This window comes from Dactylosporangium sp. NPDC050688, from assembly GCF_040654515.1.
Lineage (GTDB): Bacteria > Actinomycetota > Actinomycetes > Mycobacteriales > Micromonosporaceae > Dactylosporangium.
Window position 1 is genome coordinate 49,181 of sequence record NZ_JBFAIC010000038.1, and the last position, 19,540, is coordinate 68,720.

Consider the following 19,540-nt stretch of genomic DNA (forward strand, 5'->3'; position numbering starts at 1 on the left):
TCACCTCGTGAAGATGATCGGCGTAGTCTGTGGACCGTCTCGCATTGTGGAGGATGATCGATGCGTATTCCACCCCGTGCCAATAGCGCCCGTCGATCGGTGCAGGCATGAACCGGGTCACCGAGGCGTACCTGGCCGCGTTCCGGGGCGCGTCGCCGCCGGTACCGGCGCACGGCCGGAGCCTGCCGCTGGAGCCCGCCTACGCCGGCGCGCACGGCACCAGGCTGCTGTCCCGCCCGCTGTTCCTGCCGGAGTCCGCGCTGCGCCAGGTGGCGGCCGACCTGGGCACCGTCATCGACCTGGTGACGTCGCTGCCGGACCGGCTCTACGGCGGCGACCGGCGGCGGCTGTGCGAGGAGCTGGGCATGGACGCGCGGGCCACGGACCTGGCCTGCGCCGTGCCACCCGGTGCGGGCACACCGCGCTACGCCCGGCCCGACCTGTACTTCGACGGCACCGGCTTCCGGCTGCTGGAGCTCAACGCGGGCAGCGAGCTCGGCGGCGTCGACTGGGCCGCCATCAACGAGGGGTACCTGCGGCTGCCGCAGTTCCGCCGCTTCGCCGAGGAGCACGGGCTCGGCCACGTCGACACCGGCCGGGAGATCGCCACCTACCTGCGGCGGCTGGCCGCACCGGTCACCGGCGGCGCCGACCCGGTCGTCGCCCTCACCGACATCTCCAAGAACATCGCCCGGTACCGCGCCTGGTACGAGTCGTTCGTGCACCACATGGCGGGCCGGGGCATCGACATCCGCATCACGCACATCGCCGACCTCGTCGAGCGCGACGGCCGGCTGCACGTGGACGGCACCCCGGTCGACGTGGTCATGCGGTACTTCACGCTCGAGGAGTTCTGCGCCGAGCCGCAGGCCGAGGAGTGGCTCGCGCCGGTCCTGCGCGCCCAGGACAAGGGCACCGTGGTGTTCTTCGCGTCGTTCGACCACGGCATCACCGCCAACAAGGGCAACCTCGCGCTCGTGTCGCAGCTGCGCGACGACGGCCGGCTCACCGCCGCGGAGGCCGCCGCCGTCGACCGGGTCCTGCCGTGGACCCGGCGGCTGACACCCGAGCTGCTGCCGCACTGCCGGCAGGAGCAACAGCACCTGGTGGTCAAGCCCGGCTCCGGCTCCAGCGGCGACGGCGTCACCATCGGCTCGGAGGTCACCGGCGAGCAGTGGGAAGCCGCGCTCACCGCCGCCCTGGACGGCCGCCACGTCGTGCAGGAGCGCGTCGACGGCGCCCTCGAGGTCGTCCCCGACGGCGACGGGACCTCGCAGTGGCTGCCCGTGTGGGGCGTGTTCGTCTTCGAGCAGGGCTACGCCGGCACGTTCCTGCGCGCGTCGCGGGCCGGCGCCGGCTCCGTCATCAACGAGGCCACCGGCGCCGTGTTCACCTGCTCGTTCACGTACCCGGACCCGCAGTGACGCGGGTGGGAAGGGAAACCATGAACCGACCCGTCGTCGTGCTCGCCGAGCCGTTCTCCTCGGCGAGCCTGATCCCCGCCGCGCTGCGCGAGGCCGGCATCGCCCCGGTCGCGCTCATCGACCCGTCCGTCGCCGGGATCGGGGTGCTCACCGCGTTCCGCGACGACGAGTACGTGGCGGTCGTCGAGCACCACGGCGACGACGCGGCCACCGCCGAGCGGCTCCGGGCGCTGGGAAACGTCGTGGGCGTGGTGCCGGGCACCGACCGCATCGAAGGGCTGTGCGGGCGGCTCGGGCAGATCCTCACCCCCGACCGGGTCAACGTGCCGGAGCTGGCCGCGGCGCGGCGCAACAAGTACCTGTCGCACCAGGCGGTCGCCGGGCACGGCCTGGACATCATCAAGCAGACCTACGCCGCCGACCACGCCGAGATCGCCGCGTGGATCGAGCGGGAGGGGCTGGCCGGCCGCGACCTGGTGGTGAAGCCGGCCACCAGCGCCGGCACCGACGGCGTCGGCTTCGCCCTCGGCGGCAAGGGCTGGCAGGACCTCGTCGACGGGCTCCTCGGCACCGTCAACCGCTACGGCGCGGTCAACGACAAGGTGCTGGTGCAGGAGTACATCACCGGCATGGAGTACGCGATCGACACCGTCAGCTACGACGGGCGGCACTCGCTGACCGACATCACCCGCTACCGCAAGGTGCAGAACGCCAACGGCTGGGCCATCTACGACAACGTGGAGTGGCTGCCCTACGACCTCGACGAGTTCGGCCACGTCCTGGACTACACGTTCGGCTGCCTGGACGCGGTCGGCTTCCGCTACTGGGCCGCGCACACCGAGGTCATGGACACCGAGCACGGGATGCGCCTGGTGGAGATCAACCCGCGCCCGGCGGGGGCGATGAAGCCGCTGTGCAGCGAGGTGGCCACGGCGGGGGAGAGCAGCCAGGTGTCGCGCATCGTCGACATCTGCGCGGGGCGCGGCCCGAGCCTGCCGGCCGGGTTCACCCTGCACCAGCGGGTGATGGCGGTGTTCCTCATCGCCGAGACGTCCGGGGTGGTGCGCAACGCGGAGATCTTCGAGCGGGCCCGGGACCTGCCCAGCTACAACCGGCCGGTGTTCCTGGTGCGCACCGGTGACCGGGTCGAGGCCACCACCGACCTCGTGTCGAGCATGACGATGGGGTACATCCTGCTCGCCCACGACGACGTCGAGCAGGTGTACGCGGACCGCGAGGCGATCCGCGCCCTGGAGAAGGAGCTGGTCATCGAGCCGGACTGACCGCCGGCTGCGCGGTCACGGTCGCGCTCGCGGAGGCCGCCTTCAGCCCGTGCAGGCGGCCCCGCGGCACGAGCAGCGCGTCGCCGCGGCCCAGCCGGTGCGGGCGGTGCGTGGCCCACCCGTACACGTCGACGTCGCCGTCGTGCACGGACAACAGCGTGTCCTCGTCGTACACCCGCGTCACGAACGGCGAGCCGGGCCGCAGGATCCTCGGGGTGCCCCCTCCGGTCGCGCCGCCGGGCGTGGTGTGGGCGTCGAGGTTGTCCGCCCAGCGGATCTGGGCGAGGAAGTCCTCGTCGCCGAGGCGCATCAGCACCTTGGTCTCCTCCACGCCGCGCACCAGGTCGGGGATGACCGCGTCGCCGTGGGTGCGGGCGAAGCCGAGCAGCAGGTGCTCGAACGTCATCCTGCCGTGGTGCACGTCGATGTGGGCGTGCTCGTCGCAGTAGCGGGTGTCGACCCGGTCGCCGAAGACGGTGCGCAGCATGGCGCCCATGTCGGCGAAGCCCTGCGCGAACAGCCACTCCAGGTAGGTGACGGCGCCCATGTACCGGAACATGCCGGCGTGGTTCTCGCTCACGTGGTTGAAGTAGCTGGTCCCGGCCAGGGAGCTGGTGAGGTAGAAGTTCCAGTAGGCGTGCACGTCGGGGTGCAGGCCGATGCTGCGCAGCAGCCCGCGGAAGATGGTGCTGTGCTTGGCGGAGTGCACGCCGTAGCCGAACTCGTCCACGAAGATCTTGAACAGCGCCGACTGTTCCGGCCCGTACGAGCCGCCGAGGTTGCGGGCCATCGCGGATGCCTCGGTGAGCGCGTCGAGGCCGAGCTGGAACAGGTACAGGGCGGCCGCCTCCTCGGCGTGCCGGCACTGGGTGATGGCGAGCATCGTGCCGCGCAGCGGGGCGGCCGTGACCTCCGGGTTGTTGCCGCTGCCGTCGGCGGGGGAGCCGACCGCGTCGACCTCGGCCATGAACCAGGCCCGTAACTGCTCGACGGTGCGCACGTCGGGCGCCGCGGCCGCCTCGCGCAGGAACCCGAACGAGCACCGCTCCAGGTCCGGCCAGATCGCGTCGCGCAGCCGCCGCGCGTTTTCGCCGTAGAACGCGTCGAAGTCCGGCTTCACCGGGCCGAGGCCGCCCTCTGGCAGCAGGATCATGCTGCTTTCGTACGCGTTGCACAGGATCCGGCTCACCACGAGGTGCCGCTGCTCCAGGAAGCCGGCCTCGGTGACCGGCCGGGCGAAGTCGCGGTCGGCGAGGTCCTCCAGGCCGATGGTGCGCCGGTACGGGTTGCCCACGATGAGCACCTCGGGCCCGGCCTGGAACAGCCGCTGGGCGCAGTACCGCTCGACGGCCGCGGTGAGCCCCGGGAGCCCGGTCGTTGGTTGGATCGTCGCGGTCATGCCTCGTGCTCCTTCGTGAAGCCGGTCTCGTGCTGGTTCGCGATGCCGGTGAAGCAGATGCGCAGCCCGTCGTGGCGCACGTCCACGGCGAGCGGGCGGCGCGGGTCGACCGGGACCGGGTGCGGCAGGCACTGCACCGCCTGCTTCCAGTGCGTCGTGGGATGGTCGGGCGCGTTCGTCACGACGATGCCTGGCACCAGCTCCAGCTCGAACCAGAACACCACCGCGTGGCAGGTCCCGGCGGCCGCCGGCACCACCGGCAGCGTCGCGTGCTGCGGCGCCGGGCCGTCGCGGTGGAAGTCGAAGCGGAACACTTCGAACGGCGCGGACAGCACACGGTGCTCGTGCCGGCGCAGCCGGGTGTCGAAGTACTCCAGCGACGCCAGCTCGTTGAAGCCCGACAGGTCGAAGCCGTACAGCTCGCCGACGGTGTTCTTCTGGTGCAGCGCCCGGCTCTCCACCAGCTGCGCCAGCACCCTCGCCCGGCCGGGCACGATGATCGCCTGGTCGGTCAGCAGGTGCTCCCGCGCGTGGCTGAGCGAGGCGAGGATGCCCTCGCCGAGCAGCCCGCAGTCGACCGTCTCGGTGATGAGCACGTCCGCGCGGCGCGGCAGGTCGCCGGGCACGACGAGGTCGGTGGACATCTTCGGCACGACGTCGACCTGGGTGGCGTACCCGGCACCGTCGACGATCCGCGACGCGGTCTCCGCCACCACCCGCTGGCCCTCGCACGCCACCACCCGCTCGGCGCCGACGCGGGCCGCCATCAGCGCCAGCATGCCGGAGCCGGTGCCGACGTCGAGCACGAGGTGGTCGGCGGTGACGACCTGCTTGATGGCCGCCTCGTACTGCAGTGCCCGCTCGTGGTCGTGCATCATCTCGAAGTGCCAGCGCGGGACGATGCGGCGGATCGCGCGGTTGTACCCGGTGACCGCCCGCCAGTCCTGCGGGTCGCGTTCGCGGGCGGAGCGGTAGTGCTGGGCCGCCTCCTCGTAGCGCCCGTCGTGCAGCAGCGCGTCGGCGCGGGCGAGCGGGTCGTCGCTCGTACGGTGCCCGGGCGGGTGTTCGCTCGCGCGGTGCCCGGGCGGGTGTTCGCTCGTACGGTGCCCGGGCGGGTGTTCGTTGGTGCGGTGCCCGGGCGGGTGTTCGCTCGTGCGGTGCGCGGGCGGCACGGCTGTGGGTTGTGCGCGGCGCTTCATCGTCCCCCGAATCTGTGCCGGCGGGCGCTGTGGCTGGTGGCCGTCGCCCCCGCGAGCCTCGTCTACGCTGTTGCGTCGGTGGTGCCCTCGCCGGCCTCCGGTGGGAGGTTGGCCAGGATGTGGCGGTGGATCACGGTGACCGGCACCGGGGCCTGGCCGGTCTCGCCGGTCTCGCCGGCCGGTGGGCCGGGCAGCACGGCGATGGCGGTGTCGCCGGTGCGGACCATCGGCAGCGCGGTGCGGCACAGCGCCGCCACGCCGACTCTGGTGCCGTGCCAGGGACAGGCGAGCCGCCGCCCGTCCGCGGTGCGGCGGCCGAGGCTCAGCGGGCCGCCCCGGTGCGGGCAGTGGTCGGGCACCAGCCGCGCCCGCCCGTCGTCGAGGAACACGAAGTACCGGTCGTCCCCGGCCAGCACGGTGTTGTGCCGGCGCAGGTCGATGGTCACGATGCCGATGGGGTCACCGCCGTGGTGCCGGGCCCGGCGAGGCGGACCGAGTAGGTGCAGTCGGGGCCTGCGGGTCGGATGCCGTACAGGCGGCCGGCGGGCACGAGCACCGCGTCGCCGCGGGCCAGCCGCGCCGACGGCCCGGTCGGCGCCGTGACCAGCTCGGCGGCGCCGTCCTCGGCGGTGACCACCACCGCCCGGTCGTGGCTGCGGGTGCCGAACGGGCTGCCGGCCGTGACCCGCACGCGGCGGGTGCCCTCCGCCGGTGCGTGGGTGCCTGCCGGCGTCTGGGTGCCGCCGGGCAGCCGGTGCGCGTCCAGGTCGTCGCTCCAGCGGATCTGCGCCGCGGTGTCCTGCTCGAACCAGCCGCCGAGCAGCCGCGCCTCGGCGATGCCGCGCACCAGCTCGGGGATGACGCCGGCGCCGTGCCGCTCCGCGAGGGCCAGCAGGATCTCGTCCCGCGTGATCCGGCCGTGATGGGCGTCGATGTGCGCGTGTTCCTCGCAGTAGTGCAGATCGACGTCGTCGCCGAAGACGCCGCGGTACGTCCTGATCATATTGACGAAGCTCGGTGCGAAGACCCGTTCGGCGTAGGTCACGGCGCCGATGTACCGGAAGAAGCTCGCGTGGTCGCGGGAGACGAAGTAGTAATAGTTGTTCGTCGCCAGCGGCCCGGCCAGATAGAAGTTCCAGTAGGCGTGCACGTGGGTCTGCAGCCCGCGGCTGCGCAGCATCTTGCGGAAGATAGTGGTGTGCTTCGCGTCGTGCACGCCGTAGCCGAACTCGTCGATGAACACCTTGAACAACGCGGACTGTTCGGGGCCGAACGCCCCGCCGAGGTTCTTCGACATCGCCGACGCCTCGGTGAGCCCGTCCAGCGCCAGCTGCACCAGGTACGTGTCGGCGGCCACCTCCGGCCGGCGGGCCGCGGCGATCGCCGTCAGCGACTCCGCCTCGCCGGCGTCCGCCTCGGCGGCCGCGTGCTCGAAGTATGCGGCCAGGTCCTCGACGCTCCACGCCCCGGTCACGTCGACCTCGTCGTCGAGCAGGGCGAACGCGAAGCGCTCCAGGTCCGACAGGGACGCCTCGCGCAGCCGGCGCAGCCCGTCGCCGTAGAAGCGGTCGAAGTCGCCGCGCAGCGCGCCCAGGCCCTGCTCCGGCAGCAGGACCGTGTCGGCCTCGTAGAACGTGCCGAGCAGCCGGTGCGCGACCAGTGCCCGGTGCCCGGTCGCCTCGGCCGGGCTCAGCGGGCGGGTGAAGTCGACCTCGGCGACCGCGTCGGGCACCAGCATCCGCCGATACGGATTGGGTGGATGCAACAGTTGCGGAACGCCGGTGAAGAGGTTGTCGTTGGTGAATGCGGCGACGTGCCGGCCGAGATCGTCCGCCGGCCCGGGACGAACAATGTCCGTATCGATCGCCATATGTACCCAACTTCCCCGTCGAAGTTGCCGCAAGGCCGAGCACGAGGAGTGTACATATGTATCGCGTCCGCTGTGATCCCAAGGCGTGGACCGCGGCGCGGTCAGGCCTCGGCGACGAACGTCAGGTCCTGCCAGTTCTGGCGGCTGCGGGCGACGTAGGCCGGGTACGCGCCGTGCACCGTCTCGGCCCGCGGATCCGCGCCCTCGGCGAGCAGCCGCCGCATCAGCTGCGGCGGGCCGCCGTTCATCACCGCCAGATACAGCGGCGTGCGGCCGATGCGGTCCCGGGCGTCGACCGGCACGCCCGCGGCGAGCAGCAACGGCAGGACCCGCTCGAAGTCGACCCACATCACCAGGTGCAGCAGCGACCAGCCGTTCGCGTCGCGCATGTGCGGGTCGATGACGCCGCGCCGCAGGCCGTCGAGCAGCCAGTCGGTGTCGCCGTGCTGCATGCGGTGCTTGATCTCGCGGCGCCGCCCGGCCAGCGCGCGGGGCAGCCGCCCGACGCCGGTGGTCCACGCCGCCTGCGTGGCGTAGCAGCCGGTACTGGTACCGCCAAGGGTCCGCAGCACCCGCTCCCGCAGCTGCTCCTCCTCGGTGTGGTCCAGCAGCCGCAGCGTCCCGCCGGCCACCTGCAGCCGGTGCCACGCGCCCTGGCAGCGCACCCGCACCACATCCGCATCGGCAACCGCCACGGTGCGGGGCGGCACGCCGTGGTCGGCGACGGACCCCGGGAACAGTGCCTGCCGCACGAGCGGGTGCAGGTCGGCGGGGCGCTGCAGCCCGGCGGCCAGCAGCGCCAGGTCCGGCGGCACCGACCCGGTCAGGATCCGGGTGGGCACCTCGAGGTACTCGCTCACGTCGAGGGCCTCGGCGGTCATGCCGTCGACGGTCAGCGTCAGCGAGGCGCCGTACAGGGTGCTGACCTGCGGCACGCCGAACGCGGCCGCGGCGGCCCGGGCCTCGGCGGCGACCCCGACCGGCAGCGTCGGCGGGGCCGAGGGGCGTTGCAGCGACTCGGCGTCGACCCCGGTGACGTCGATGCCGCAGGCCGCCCACGCCCAGACCAGGTCCCCGACCAGGTCCCCGACCAGGTCACCGGTCGGGTCACCGGCCACGAGCCGCTGCCAGATCCGCTCCGTCTCGGCGGCGGCGTCGGTGCCGGCACCGACGACCTCCGGCGGCAGCGGTGAACCGTCCGGCGCGAGGAACGGCACGCGGTGCCCGGAGCCGCCCCAGGCTTCTCGCACGCCGGCGGCCTCCCGCACGTCCCAGGTGTGGCGGGGCGCGACGTACCAGCGCTCGTGCTCCAGGTCCGCCGCGGTGGTGACGGTCAGCCGCAGCCGCTGCGGGCCGGTCGGCGACATCGGCAGCCGCACCCGCAGTAGCGGCGCGGTGTCCGCGCCGGCCCGCGGGGCGAGGACCGCGCTCACCATCGGCTGCAGCGTGCTCATCCCGCCGCGGTGCCGGGGCAGGTGCCAGCGCAGCAGGTCCACGCTCAGGTGCCGCAGGTCGTCATCGAGCGCGGCGAGGGCGGCGGCGTCGAAGCGCGTGCCGTCGAGCGTGACGTCCACGTCGCAGCGGGCGAGGGCGGCCGCGCCGCGCCAGTCCCCGGCGGCGCGGGCGGCAGCCGCCGCGTCCACGACGTCGCTGGGCAGCGACTCGGCCCGGATCCGGCGCCACTGCGGCAGGTCATGACGCAAGACGGTGAGCACCTCCGCGCGGCGTGGGGTGGTAGGCCGACCGGATTCGAACCGGCGTCTTCCATCTTCGCAAGGTGGCGTGACGACCTCTGCACTACGACCTACCGCCCGCGAGCGTAGGCCATGCACCGCCCCCGGAAAAATGTCGTACCCCCGGACTACCTTCTGCGCCATGACGAATGCCGTGCAGTCGCTGAGCTACCTCGCCGTTGCCGTTGAGTGCTGTTGAGCGTTCATGCGGCTGCCGCTCCTTGCGGGGCGGCGGTCCCGGTTTTGCCCGCGGCGGTTGCCGTGGTGCCGGGTTGACGTTTCGTCGCCTCCTGCCCGCGGGTGCGGGTCTTGTGGTTGGCTCCACGTCCTGCCACCGGGCCACTCCCGGCGGATCGCACCTCGGCCGCGTTCGCGGCGAGGGCGGCGAGGTTGCGCGCGGCGTTGACGTCCCGGTCCAGGGTCAGGCCGCAGCTGGTGCAGGTGTAGATACGCTCGGCGAGGGCGAGTTTGGCTCTCACCGCGCCACACGCCGAGCAGGTCTTGCTGGAGGGATACCAGCGGTCGGCCACGACCAGCCGGCCACCGTGCCACACCGTCTTGTACGCCAGTTGCCGGCGGATCTGCCCGAACCCGGCGTCGGCGATGCGCCGGGCCAGCCTGCGGTTGGCGAACATGCCGGCCACGTTGAGGTCCTCGACCACGATCGTGCCGTGCTCGGCCGCGAGACGGGTGGTGAGCTTGTGCAGCCCGTCCCGGCGCTGGTTGCCCACCCGGGCGTGTGCGCGGCCGAGCCGGGCAGCGGCGCGCCGCCACCGCTTCGACGGCTGCTGTTTGGTGCGCGGGTCGGGGCCCTGCTTGCGTGCCAGTGCCCGCCCGAGCCTGCGCAGACACGCCTGCGCGGCCTCCAGATGCCGCGGATTCGGCACCAGCTCCCCGGTGGACAACACCGCCAGATGCGAGACGCCGACATCCACCCCGACAACCGACGCCGGTCGCGCCGGGACACGATCGGCCCGCTCGACCTCGACGGTGAACGCCACCTACCAGCGGCCGCCGGCGCGGCGCACGGTCGCGGACATGATCCGGGCCGTGCCGGCCTCCAGGCGGCGGGCCAGCTTCCGGGCGGACTCGTGCAGCTTCAACCGCCCCAACCTCGGCAGCACCACATGACGACGGTCCGGCTCCACCCGGATCGCGCTCGTGGTGAACCGCACCCTCGGCGCGCTGCGGTGCCGGGACTTGAACCGCGGGAACCCGACCGGCCTGCCGGCACGTTTCCCGCTGCGGGAATCGGCCCAGTTCTTCAATCCGCGGGCGAGCGCGTCCAGGCCGGTGTTGAACGCTTCCTTCGACACCTGCGGCCACCACGGCGCCACCACGCCCTTCACCGCGTTCCACTCCCGGCGCAACGCCGGCAACGACCAACCCACCGCCGTCGTCAACAACTCCTCCGGCACCCCGTAGGAGCGTTCGGCGGCACGCTGACCGACCACAGCCTTCACCCTGGCAAGGGCCCAGTTGTGCGCCACCCGGGCCGCACCCGCATGCGCCAACAACGCCCGCTGCTGCACCGGCGTCAGGTCGAGAGCGAACCGGTACGCCTGCACCACCCGCACCACACCACCTCCTCCAACCCGACACCCGGCAGTATCACCCACGGGTACGACACTTTCCGGCCACCCGCCACCAACACCCGCTCGAACGCACTCAACAGCACTCAACAACAGCAGTTGACGCCCCGTCGGCACTCCACGACGGGGGCCTGCAGCTGCAGACCGCCGGGGGCGTGGCGCAGCGGGCCGCCACCGCCAACCCGCGGTTCTTCACCGGGTTCCTGACCACGCCGGCCGCAGCGGCGGCCGGGCTGCTCGCGTCGCCTCACCCGACGAGCTGGCGGAGGAGGTCGCGGCGCTGGACCAGGCGCCCTGGCAGACGGTCCCGGTCGAGCGGGTCCTCGCGGCGCTGGTCCGGCTGCACGCCACCGACCCCGACGGGCTGCGGGCCGCGCTCGCCCCGGTGATGCAGCGCGCCGGCGACCGGCTCGGCGTCAGCTGGTGGGTCAGCGACGCCCACCGGGAGGCCGGGGCGCTGTTCACCGCCGGGCTCAACCAGGCCGCCGGCCTGCCGTATGTGCTCGCCGAGGCGACCAAGGTCCTGCGCGGCGCGCCCGCGGACGTGCGGGTCGGCAACCCGTATGCGAAGCTGCACGGCGTCCTCATGCTCCGGTTCGCCGAGGTCGTGGTGCGGCTGCGCACCGAGCCCGTGCCCGCGCTGGTGGCGACCCCGACCCGGGTCAACGGCCTGATCGACCCCGGCGCCCTGGTCGAGCGGCTGGCCCGCGCCGAGCGGGAGGACTGGCGGCCGTGGCAGCGGGACCTGCGCCAGGCGCTCTACCGGCTGCCCGCCGACGTCGACGCCGACGCGCTGCGGCAGGCCCGCACCCTGCGCTCGGAGGCCGGTCTGGCGCTCGTGGAGTGGCTGGAGTCCAGCGGCACCGGCCGTCCCCTGGTTGACGTCGTCCGGGTGCACCGCCAGCGCGCCGAGCGCGGCCGCTATCTCGACTGGCTGCCCGAGTCCCGCTTCTTCGCCGCCGCGCAACCCGACCCGTCGGCCCTGGACCCCTACCGGCTCACGGAGCTCACCCCGCCGACAGTCGTCGACGCCGACCTCGGCTCGCACAGCTGGGCCGCGGTGTGGCCGTCGGTGCTGCCGTCGCAGCGCGAAATCGTGGCCGGCTACCTGCTGCCGGTCATCGCCGCGGCGACCGACCTGTCCGGCGGGCGCGGCGACGCCCGGCTCCTGCCGCTGCCCGCCGAGCTGAGCGGCCCGGCCGGCAGCGCGACGGTGACCGCCATCGCATATGGTCTCGCCGCGACCCAGCCGGACGAGCGCATCGCCGCCCTCGACGCGCTCCTCGCCGTCGGCGGCCTGCCCGGCTTCCCCGGCGCCGCGCTCGGCACCCAGCTCGCCCGCCTGACCGCCACCAAGCTCATCGTCCTGGGCCGGGTCGTGACCCAGCTCGAGGAGGCCGCCCGGATCGCTCCGGGCATGACGTGGCAGGTCGTGGCGGGCGCCTTGGCCGGCCTGCTGCCCGCGGAGCACGCCGCCCGGGTCCCGGGCCCGGCCACCACGCCCGCCTCGTCTGCGCCCGCCTCGTCATCGCTCGCTTCGTCACCGTCCGCTTCGGCGTCGCCCACTTCGTCACGGTCCGCTTCGTCACGGTCCGCTTCGGCATCGCCCGCGCAGGCCGGGGGTGCGCCGGCAGCGAAGGGGCGTCCGGTGCATGCCACCCCGCGTGGCCTGCCGGATCTGCTGACGGTCGCCTCGACCGCGGCGGCGGCCTCGGGCTTGCGCGGCGAGGTGCCGGGCCTGGCGGATCTGGCCGCCCGGTCCGGTTCGACCAGGCTGGTCGTGGAGGCCAGGCGCCTGCACAAGACCCTTGCTACCTGAGGCCGGACCGACCGACCATCAGGGCGGTCCAGCGGCCCTCAGCCTGCTGGCACCTGCCGGCACCGGTGCCCTCGTGTCTCCGGTGCCGGCCTGCTGCGTCCATCGTGGCGGACGACGGGGCGTGGCTCCAGGACGTTGGCCGGAACTTTGTCGGAACTTGTCATACCGGAGGCGTACGGTGTCCGGCAGCAGCACGTGAGGGTCGGAGGTGGCGATGCATGAGGGTGACGGCTCCGGGGCGTTCGGTGCGCTCGTGCGCGCCCACCGGCGCAGGCTCGGGCTCACGCAGGAGGAGCTGGCGACCAAGGCCGGGCTGAGCGTCCGCAGCATCGTGAAGCTGGAGGGCGGGCGGATCGCGGTGCCGCGGCCGCCGACGGTGCGGCTGCTCGCCGAGGTGTTCGGGCTCACCGGCGCCGCCGCCGACGACTTCCACCGGTGCGCGGCGGGCGTCGCGGCCGGCACCGTGGCCGGCCCGCCGGCGCCGGCGGGGCGGGTGCCGGCGCAGCTGCCGCCGGACGTGTCGACGTTCACCGGGCGGGAGGCGGAGCTGGCCGCCCTCGACGCGATGGCCGCCGAGGCCGCCGACCAGCCGACGGCGGTGTTCGTGGCGGTCATCACCGGGCCCGCCGGGGTCGGCAAGACCGCCCTTGCGGTGCGGTGGGCGCATCACGTGCGTGACCGGTTCCCCGGCGGCCAGCTGTATGTGAACCTGCGCGGCTACGACCCGGCGCAGCCGATGCCCGCCGCCGACGCCCTCGCCCGGTTCCTTGCCGCGCTCGGGGTGGCGGCGCAGGACGTGCCCGTCGACGTGGACGACCGGGCCGCCCGGTTCCGCACCGAGGTCGCCGACCGGCGGGTGCTGCTCCTGCTGGACAACGCCTCGTCGGTCGAGCAGGTCCGGGCGCTGCTGCCCGGCACCGCGTCGTGCACGGCCCTGGTGACCAGCCGCGACACGCTGCCGGGGCTGGTCGCCGTCGACGGTGCGCGGCGGGTCGAGGTCGGCCTGCTGCCGGCCGGTGACGCCGGCGCGCTGCTGCGCCGGCTGGTCGGGGCGCGGGCCAGGGCCGAGCCCGGGGCCGCCGCCACCCTCGCCGAGCAGTGCGCGCGGCTGCCGCTGGCGCTGCGGGTCGCCGCCGAGTTGGTGGTCGCCCGGCCCGACGCCACGCTCGCCGACCTCGTCGCCGAGCTGCACGACCAGCGCCGCCGGCTGGCCCTGCTCACCGCCGGCGACGACCCGCGGGCCTCGGTGTCGGCGGTGCTGTCCTGGTCGGTGCGGCACCTGCCGCGGGCCGCCGCGCACGCGTTCGGGCTGCTCGGCCTGCACCCCGGGCCGGACTTCGACGCGTACGCGGCCGCCAGCCTCACCGGCGCCACCCTCGCCGAGACCCGGGCCACCCTGGACGTCCTCGCCCGTGCGCATCTGGTGCACCGGACGGCACCGGGCCGCTACGGCATGCACGATCTGCTGCGGGCGTATGCCGCCGAGCAGGCCACGCAGGTGGGGCAGGCTGGGCGGGCGGTGGACGAGGCGCGCGGGCGGCTGTTCGACCACTACCTGACGGCCGCCACCGCGGCGATGAACGTGTTGTTCCCGGCCGGCGGCCCGGCCCCCACGCCGGCAATGCCCGGCGGTCCTGTCCCCGCGTCGGCGACATCGGCGCCCGTCGACGCGGCGGCGGCCATCGTGGTGCCGCCGGTGCCGACCGACCGGGCGGCGGCACGGGCCTGGCTGGACGGCGAGCGGGCGGCGCTGCTCGCCATCGTCGCGCAGGGCGCCACCGGTGACCGGCCCGCACACGCGGTGCGGCTGGCATCCGTCCTGGGGCGGTACCTCGCCGGTGGGCAGCCGGCCGATGCGGTCGCCGTCCACGGGCACGCCCTCGATGCGGCGCGGGTGCTCGGCGACCCGGCGGGCGAGGCCGAGGCCGGCACCGCGCTCGGCGTCGCGCTGCTGCGGCTCGGCCGGACCGATGACGCCACGGAGCACCTCGAGCGGGCGGCGGAGCTGTACGCGGGCCTCGGTGACCTCGCCGGCGAGGCCCGGGCCTTTACGGGGCTGGGCCTGGTGGCCGGGAGCCTCAGCCGGCTGGCGTCGGCGGTGGCCTCGTTCGAGCGGGCGGTGCGGCTGTTCCAGCAGGCCGGCGACCCGGCCGGCGAGGCACGCGCCCTGAACAACCTCGGGCTCGTCGAGGAGCGGATGGGCGACTACGGTCCGGCCGGCGAGCACGTGGGGCGGGCGCTGCTGCTGTACCAGCAGATCGGCAGCCGGCTGGGGGAGGCGAGCGCGCTGACCGACCTCGGCATCGTCGAGCATCGGCTGGGGCGCCATGAGCTGGCCGCCGAGCACCACCGGCAGGCACTGGCGGTGTTCGTCGACGGGCAGGACCGCACCGGCGAGGCGTGGGCGCGCAACGGGCTGGGGGAGGCCGCCCGCGAGCTCGGCGACCCGGCCGGCGCGCTGTCGCACCACGTGGCCGCCCTGGCCGCCGCGATCGTCGCCGACGCCCGTGACCAGCAGGCCAGGGCGCACCGCGGGCTCGGCGACGCGCACGAGGCCCTGCACGACCTGGCCCGCGCGGGCGTGCACCACGAGCACGCGGTGTCGCTGTACGCCGAGCTCGGCATGCCGGAGGCCGCCGACCTCCGGGCCCGCCTGACGTCGAGTTCCCGGCCCGCCTGACGTCGAGCTCCCGGCCCGCCTGGGGTCAGGCTTCAGGTCCGCCTGAGGTCAGGCTTCAGGCTTGCGTGGCGACGAGCGCGCAGGAGGCCACCGGCCCGAGGTGTCCCCGAAGCCCGCGCCGGGAGACGCCGTGGGGGAGCGACCCGCGAAGCCCGCCGCGCGAGAAAAGCCATGCGGCAGCGAACCGCCGAGCCGTCCACGGCCCTGCGGCGCTGCGCAGGGCACGGGCGGCGCTGCTCCTACCGCCCGTCGCGGGCGCGGGCCACCGCCTGTGGCGTCAGGCGGCTGCCCAGCACGTCCAGCGCCGCGAGGACCTCCGCCAGTTCCGACGCCTCGTGGTCGCCGAGGGCCGCGGCGACCGCCGGGCCGATGTTGATGGCGGCGACCGCGAGCTGGCGGGCGGTCGGCGAAGGGTTGCGGCGCAGCAGCTGGCGGCGCCGGTCGGTCGGGTCGGGGGCGGCCAGGACCGAGCCGGCCTCGCGCAGGCGCGCCACGGCACCGGAGACCGCGCTCTGCGGCAGGCCGGTCCGGTCCGCGATCTCGCCGACCGTGGTGCCGGGGTGCTCGTACACGTCGCTCATGACGATCACGACCGTGCGCTCGCCGCCTGCGGGGGTAGCCGGCAGCGCCTGCTCGCCGATCTTCATCAGGGTCCTGCCGAGCAGGATCAGTTCCGCTGGGCCCATGCGCACCACAGTACATCACTCTTGATGCATCAGAAATGATGCATTAGCGTCCCGGGCATGCAGACCCTTGTGCACGTCGACGGCGCCCGCATCCACTACGAGGTGGCGGGGCGGGGTCCCGTCCTGTTCATCGCGCAGAGCGGGGAAGGCGACGCCGGCCGGACGGTCGACCTGGTCGCCCGGCTCGTGGACCGGTTCACGGTCGTGACGTACGACCGGCGGGGGCTGTCCCGCAGCCGCCCCGGCGACCCGGCCGCACGGGTGTCGGTCCGTCAGCACGCCGACGACGCGGCCGCCGTCCTGCGGCAGGTCACCGACGGACCGGCCATCATGCTGGGGCTCAGCCTCGGCGCGGCGATCGGGCTGCATCTTCTGGCGGCGCACCCGGGCGCCGTGGGCACCCTGATCGCGCACGAGCCGATCGCGCTGCGGTTTCTCGCCCCGGCGGACGACGCCGAAGCCCGCGCGCAGCTGGAGTCGGTGCGTGCGGTGCACCGGCGGGACGGGTGGCGGGCCGCGGCCGTGCGAGTCGCTGCCGTGCTCGGCATCGACCCGCGCGGCCAGGAGACCGAGCCCGGCGTCACCCCGTTCCCGTTCACCGAGCAGCGCGCGGCGAACTTCGAGTTCTTCCTCGCCAACGACCTGGCCGCCGTGCTGACGGACCCGCTCACCCTCGCCGACATCCCGGCCGGCGCGCGCATCCTGCCGGCCGTCGGGCGGACCAGCCCACCCGACGGCTTCGACTTCAGGGCGGCCCAGGCGCTCGCCGCCCACCTCGGTGTCCCGGCGCACCCGTTCCCGGGTGGGCACAACGGTAACCTGACCCACCCGGGTGCGTTCGCCGACGCGGTACGGCAGCTGGCCACCGCGTAGCACCGCGTGCCCTCACACCAAGGACAGCGCCCGGTCGCTCACCACGCAGTGCATGCCGAACAGGGCGGCCCGGCGGCGGGCGAAGTCGGCGAGCCCGGGAGTGTCGGCGTAGTCGAGCGCGAACAGCTCCAGGTCGTAGCGCGGCAGCTCCTCGGCGACCTTGGCGTGCCCTTCCAGGATCTCCGCCGGCCAGGGGCCGTACCCGTCGTCGGTCCAGCGCGCGGAGAAGGACTCGAACAGGATCCCGTCGACGTGCTCGGCGAGGTCCGGCAGCAGCCCGAAGCCCCGGTTGGCCAGCACGTAGCCGGAGCCGGGCACCGACCGGACCTCGGCCACGAGGCGCAGCAGGTGGGGCAGGTCCTCCGGGAACGTCAGCTCGACGTTGAGCGTGTCGAGGAACAGCCCGGTGAACCCGCCGTCGATCGCGGCGCGGGCCTGTCCCAGGATGTGCTCGACCCATCCCGGGTGGCCCACGTGCACGAACGCGCCGCCCCAGTCGGGGTTGCGTTGCGGACGCTGCCAGGGTGCCGGCGGCCCCTGGTCCTCGGACAGCGACAGGTAGGCGAGAGGCTCGGTGCCGTCGGCCCGCAGCAGCCCCAGCTCCTGCGGGCCGTAGAACTCCGGCTGCAGGACCGCCCGCCGGTACCGGCGCAGGCTCGCGAGGCGTCCGGTGCCGTAGTAGAAGACGATCGGGGCCTTGTCGTTCACCGGGCCGCCCACCTTCGGTACCACTCGACGGTGCGCCGTACGCCCTCTTCCAGGTCGACGGCCGGGCTGTAGCCGGTCAGGGCGCGCAGCAGCCCCAGGTCGGGGCAGCGCCGGGTGACCGCTCCCGGTGCGCCCTCGACCGGCTCCAGGGCCGCGTCGGTGCCGGTGACCCGCAGGACCAGCTTGGCGAGGTCCGCGATGTTGGTCTCGGCGGTGTCGTCGCCGATGTGCACGATCCGCCCGGCCGCGTCCGGGCATGCCATCAGCCGCAGGATCGCCTCGACCGCGTCGTCGACGTAGCAGAACGCCCGGGACTGCTCGGCGCCCGGGACCTTGAACGGGGTCTCGCCCCGCAACGCCCGCAGCGCCATCTCCGGGATCGCGTGATCGGTGCCCATCCGCGGCCCGTACACGTTGTGGAACCGGCCGACGACGGCGTCGAACCCCTTCGCCCGGGCCCCGTGGATGAAGGCTGCCTCGCCGAGTAGTTTGCTGACGGCGTACGCGTAGCGGGGCGCGGTGACGTCCCCGACCGTCACCGGGGTGTGCTCGCCGGTCGGCACCGGGGCGATCCCGGCGTCCACCGAGCCCGCGTAGACCTCGCTGGTCGAGGCGAAGAACACGCGGTCACCGGGCAGAAGCCAGTCGAGCAGGTGCAGCGCGCTGAAGGTGTTGACCCGCACCACCCGGGCCGGGTCCGCTTCGACGTTGCGGACACCGACCACGGCGGCCAGCAGGTAGATCTGGTCCCAGCCGTGCGGCAGCCGCTGCCAGGTGTCCGGGTCGGTGAGGTCGCCGGGGCGGACGCTGACCGAAGGGCTGCGCGACAGCTCGGCCAGCTCCAGGTCGTCGCGCCCCCGGGAGAAGTCGTCCACGATGCAGACCTCGTGGCCGTCCTCGGCCAACCGGCGGGCCAGGTGCAGGCCGATGAAGCCCGCCCCGCCGAGCAGCAGCGCCCTCATGCGGACGCTCCCTGGCGGAAGTAGCCGATGCCGGCGTAGCGCACGCCGGCCGCGGTCAGCGCGTCCTCGTCGAGGATGCGCCACGAGTCGAAGACGATCGCAGGCCGCTTGGCACCGAGCACCGCGCCCATCTCGATCGCGCGGTAGTCAGGGTGGTCGTTGACCACGAGGACGGCGTCGCTGTCGCTGAACGCCTTGTCGATGCTGGTCGGTTCGCCGCCGTACTGGCGCACCACACTGTCGGGCACCATCGGGTCGTGGCCGAGCACGGTCAACCCGGCCTCGGAGAACACCGGCATCATCGACTCGATCGGCGTGCCGCGCATGTCGTCGGTGGGCGGCCAGCCCTTGTACGCCCAGCCGAGCACCGCCAGCCGCGCGCCCTGGGTCGACCCGCGCTCCTGCCGGATGAGGTCGACGACCTTCCGTGCCACGTGCACGGGCAAGAACTCGTTGAGCTTGCGCACCGGCTCCACCAGGAACGGCGGCCGTTCGCCGCTGCCGCTGAGCAGGATGTACGGGTCCTTCGACAGGCACCCGCCGCCGACGTAGCCGGGTTTGGCGAGGTCGGGCCGGGGATAGTCGAGGTTGGCCGCGCCGATGACCTCCAGCGGGTCGAGGCCGTGCTGTTCGGCGATCAGCGCGATCTCGTTGCCGTAGGCGTAGATGAGGTCGGTGTGGCAGTTGTTCGACAGCTTCACCAGCTCCGCGGCCTCCAGGCTGGAGACCGGAACGAGCTGCGTGGCCAGTCCGCCGAACAGGTCCATGCCCGCCCCGAGGCTCGCCTCGTCGAGCCCGCCGACGACCTGCGGCAGCTCGACGAGCTCCCGCAGCGCCTGGCCCTGGATCGTGCGCTCCGGCGCCATCACCAGGCGGGCCCGCCCCCACGTCTCCAGCAGCGGCGGCAGCACCACCCGCCGGCTGGCCCCGACCGGCACGGTGCTGCGCACCACGACCAGCGTGTCGGGCCCGCACCAGTCGGCGACCTGGCGGGCCGCGGCGGCGAGGTTCGTCAGGTTGGGGCGGCGGGTGTGCTCGTCGACCGGCGTGGACACGCAGATCACCGCGGCGTCGACCGTGTCGCGGGGCAGTGCGGTGTCGATGAACACCGACCGGCCGGCGTGCTCGGTGAGCGCCTCGGCCACGCCCGGCTCGTAGATGTGCGGCCGGCCTCGGTTGAGTGACTCGATGACGGCTGGTTGGACGTCCACGCCGTGGACGACGAACCCCTTGCGGGCGAGGGCGGCGGTCAGGGTCAGGCCGACGTAGCCCATCCCGATCACGCCGATCGTGCGTGCCATGTGTCTGGTTC

General features: G+C 73.9%; 16 protein-coding genes and 1 tRNA gene. 5 read left to right on the top strand and 12 right to left on the bottom strand.

The features are described from left to right. Nucleotides 1-107 precede the first annotated feature (107 nt). Together AB0H83_RS30520 and AB0H83_RS30525 are read left to right on the top strand one after the other, a co-directional pair. Nucleotides 108-1,424: a hypothetical protein gene (locus AB0H83_RS30520; protein WP_360100738.1), complete on the top strand. Its 1,317-nt coding sequence runs from the start codon at nt 108-110 to the stop codon at nt 1,422-1,424. Between the two features lie 20 nt (nt 1,425-1,444). Then, a complete protein-coding gene (locus AB0H83_RS30525; RefSeq protein ID WP_360100741.1) occupies nt 1,445-2,707 on the top strand; it encodes an ATP-grasp domain-containing protein in 1,263 nt (420 codons plus the stop codon). Here the strand turns inward: AB0H83_RS30525 and AB0H83_RS30530 are convergent. The 8 genes from AB0H83_RS30530 to AB0H83_RS30565 all read right to left on the bottom strand — a co-directional run bounded on the left by AB0H83_RS30530 (nt 2,691) and on the right by AB0H83_RS30565 (nt 10,488). Next, nucleotides 2,691-4,106: an iron-containing redox enzyme family protein gene (locus AB0H83_RS30530; protein WP_360100744.1), complete on the bottom strand. Its 1,416-nt coding sequence runs from the start codon at nt 4,104-4,106 to the stop codon at nt 2,691-2,693. The genes AB0H83_RS30525 and AB0H83_RS30530 overlap by 17 nt on opposite strands. After that, nucleotides 4,103-5,278: a 50S ribosomal protein L11 methyltransferase gene (locus AB0H83_RS30535; RefSeq protein WP_360100747.1), complete on the bottom strand. Its 1,176-nt coding sequence runs from the start codon at nt 5,276-5,278 to the stop codon at nt 4,103-4,105. Before AB0H83_RS30535 ends, AB0H83_RS30530 begins: the two co-directional genes overlap by 4 nt. Nucleotides 5,279-5,367: 89 nt before the next feature. Beyond that, nucleotides 5,368-5,751, bottom strand: coding sequence for a Rieske 2Fe-2S domain-containing protein (locus tag AB0H83_RS30540; protein ID WP_360100750.1), 384 nt, complete (start codon nt 5,749-5,751; stop codon nt 5,368-5,370). After that, nucleotides 5,748-7,175, bottom strand: coding sequence for an iron-containing redox enzyme family protein (locus AB0H83_RS30545; protein ID WP_360100753.1), 1,428 nt, complete (start codon nt 7,173-7,175; stop codon nt 5,748-5,750). Before AB0H83_RS30545 ends, AB0H83_RS30540 begins: the two co-directional genes overlap by 4 nt. 101 nt (nt 7,176-7,276) lie before the next feature. Continuing rightward, on the bottom strand, nt 7,277-8,878 hold the full coding sequence (locus AB0H83_RS30550; RefSeq protein WP_360100756.1) for a hypothetical protein: 1,602 nt from the start codon (nt 8,876-8,878) through the stop codon (nt 7,277-7,279). A 31-nt stretch (nt 8,879-8,909) separates the two neighbouring features. Then, nucleotides 8,910-8,982: transfer RNA gene (locus tag AB0H83_RS30555), tRNA-Arg, on the bottom strand. 129 nt (nt 8,983-9,111) lie between these two features. After that, nucleotides 9,112-9,909, bottom strand: a complete 798-nt coding sequence (locus tag AB0H83_RS30560) for an RNA-guided endonuclease TnpB family protein (protein WP_360100759.1) — start codon at nt 9,907-9,909, stop codon at nt 9,112-9,114. Continuing rightward, nucleotides 9,910-10,488, bottom strand: a complete 579-nt coding sequence (locus AB0H83_RS30565) for a helix-turn-helix domain-containing protein (protein ID WP_360100762.1) — start codon at nt 10,486-10,488, stop codon at nt 9,910-9,912. It lies immediately after the preceding gene. A gap of 292 nt (nt 10,489-10,780) precedes the next feature. Between AB0H83_RS30565 and AB0H83_RS30570 the strand changes: the two genes are divergently transcribed. Both AB0H83_RS30570 and AB0H83_RS30575 read left to right on the top strand, forming a co-directional pair. Further along, nucleotides 10,781-12,319, top strand: a complete 1,539-nt coding sequence (locus AB0H83_RS30570; RefSeq protein WP_360100912.1) for a DUF6493 family protein — start codon at nt 10,781-10,783, stop codon at nt 12,317-12,319. A 214-nt stretch (nt 12,320-12,533) separates the two neighbouring features. Next, nucleotides 12,534-14,999, top strand: coding sequence for a tetratricopeptide repeat protein (locus AB0H83_RS30575; protein ID WP_360100765.1), 2,466 nt, complete (start codon nt 12,534-12,536; stop codon nt 14,997-14,999). A gap of 239 nt (nt 15,000-15,238) precedes the next feature. Here the strand turns inward: AB0H83_RS30575 and AB0H83_RS30580 are convergent, their stop codons facing one another. Next, nucleotides 15,239-15,685 carry a helix-turn-helix domain-containing protein gene (locus tag AB0H83_RS30580; protein ID WP_360100768.1) on the bottom strand — a complete coding sequence of 149 codons (447 nt, stop codon included), beginning with the start codon at nt 15,683-15,685 and terminating at the stop codon, nt 15,239-15,241. 57 nt (nt 15,686-15,742) lie between these two features. Here AB0H83_RS30580 and AB0H83_RS30585 point away from each other — a divergent pair, with 57 nt between their 5' ends. Next, a complete protein-coding gene (locus AB0H83_RS30585) occupies nt 15,743-16,558 on the top strand; it encodes an alpha/beta hydrolase (RefSeq protein WP_360100771.1) in 816 nt (271 codons plus the stop codon). A 12-nt stretch (nt 16,559-16,570) separates the two neighbouring features. Here the strand turns inward: AB0H83_RS30585 and AB0H83_RS30590 are convergent, their stop codons facing one another. From AB0H83_RS30590 to AB0H83_RS30600, 3 genes are read right to left on the bottom strand one after another with little or no spacing between them, the layout of a single operon-like run. After that, nucleotides 16,571-17,266 (bottom strand): hypothetical protein, encoded by a 696-nt coding sequence (locus AB0H83_RS30590; RefSeq protein WP_360100774.1) that lies wholly within the window; start codon nt 17,264-17,266, stop codon nt 16,571-16,573. After that, nucleotides 17,263-18,228 (bottom strand): NAD-dependent epimerase/dehydratase family protein, encoded by a 966-nt coding sequence (locus tag AB0H83_RS30595; RefSeq protein WP_360100777.1) that lies wholly within the window; start codon nt 18,226-18,228, stop codon nt 17,263-17,265. The genes AB0H83_RS30590 and AB0H83_RS30595 overlap by 4 nt, the downstream gene beginning before the upstream one ends. Beyond that, entirely contained in the window at nt 18,225-19,529 is a 1,305-nt protein-coding gene (locus tag AB0H83_RS30600; protein WP_360100780.1) for a nucleotide sugar dehydrogenase, read from the bottom strand. Before AB0H83_RS30600 ends, AB0H83_RS30595 begins: the two co-directional genes overlap by 4 nt. Nucleotides 19,530-19,540 lie beyond the last annotated feature (11 nt).

Bases quoted from the DNA above. Each gene is read 5' to 3' on its own strand.
- AB0H83_RS30520 (WP_360100738.1), top strand. From the start codon at position 108: ATGAACCGGGTCACCGAGGCGTACCTGGCCGCGTTCCGGGGCGCGTCG.
- AB0H83_RS30585 (WP_360100771.1), top strand. From the start codon at position 15,743: ATGCAGACCCTTGTGCACGTCGACGGCGCCCGCATCCACTACGAGGTG.
- AB0H83_RS30580 (WP_360100768.1), bottom strand. From the start codon at position 15,685: ATGGGCCCAGCGGAACTGATCCTGCTCGGCAGGACCCTGATGAAGATC.
- AB0H83_RS30525 (WP_360100741.1), top strand. From the start codon at position 1,445: ATGAACCGACCCGTCGTCGTGCTCGCCGAGCCGTTCTCCTCGGCGAGC.
- AB0H83_RS30530 (WP_360100744.1), bottom strand. From the start codon at position 4,106: ATGACCGCGACGATCCAACCAACGACCGGGCTCCCGGGGCTCACCGCG.
- AB0H83_RS30545 (WP_360100753.1), bottom strand. From the start codon at position 7,175: ATGGCGATCGATACGGACATTGTTCGTCCCGGGCCGGCGGACGATCTC.
- AB0H83_RS30595 (WP_360100777.1), bottom strand. From the start codon at position 18,228: ATGAGGGCGCTGCTGCTCGGCGGGGCGGGCTTCATCGGCCTGCACCTG.
- AB0H83_RS30600 (WP_360100780.1), bottom strand. From the start codon at position 19,529: ATGGCACGCACGATCGGCGTGATCGGGATGGGCTACGTCGGCCTGACC.
- AB0H83_RS30575 (WP_360100765.1), top strand. From the start codon at position 12,534: ATGCATGAGGGTGACGGCTCCGGGGCGTTCGGTGCGCTCGTGCGCGCC.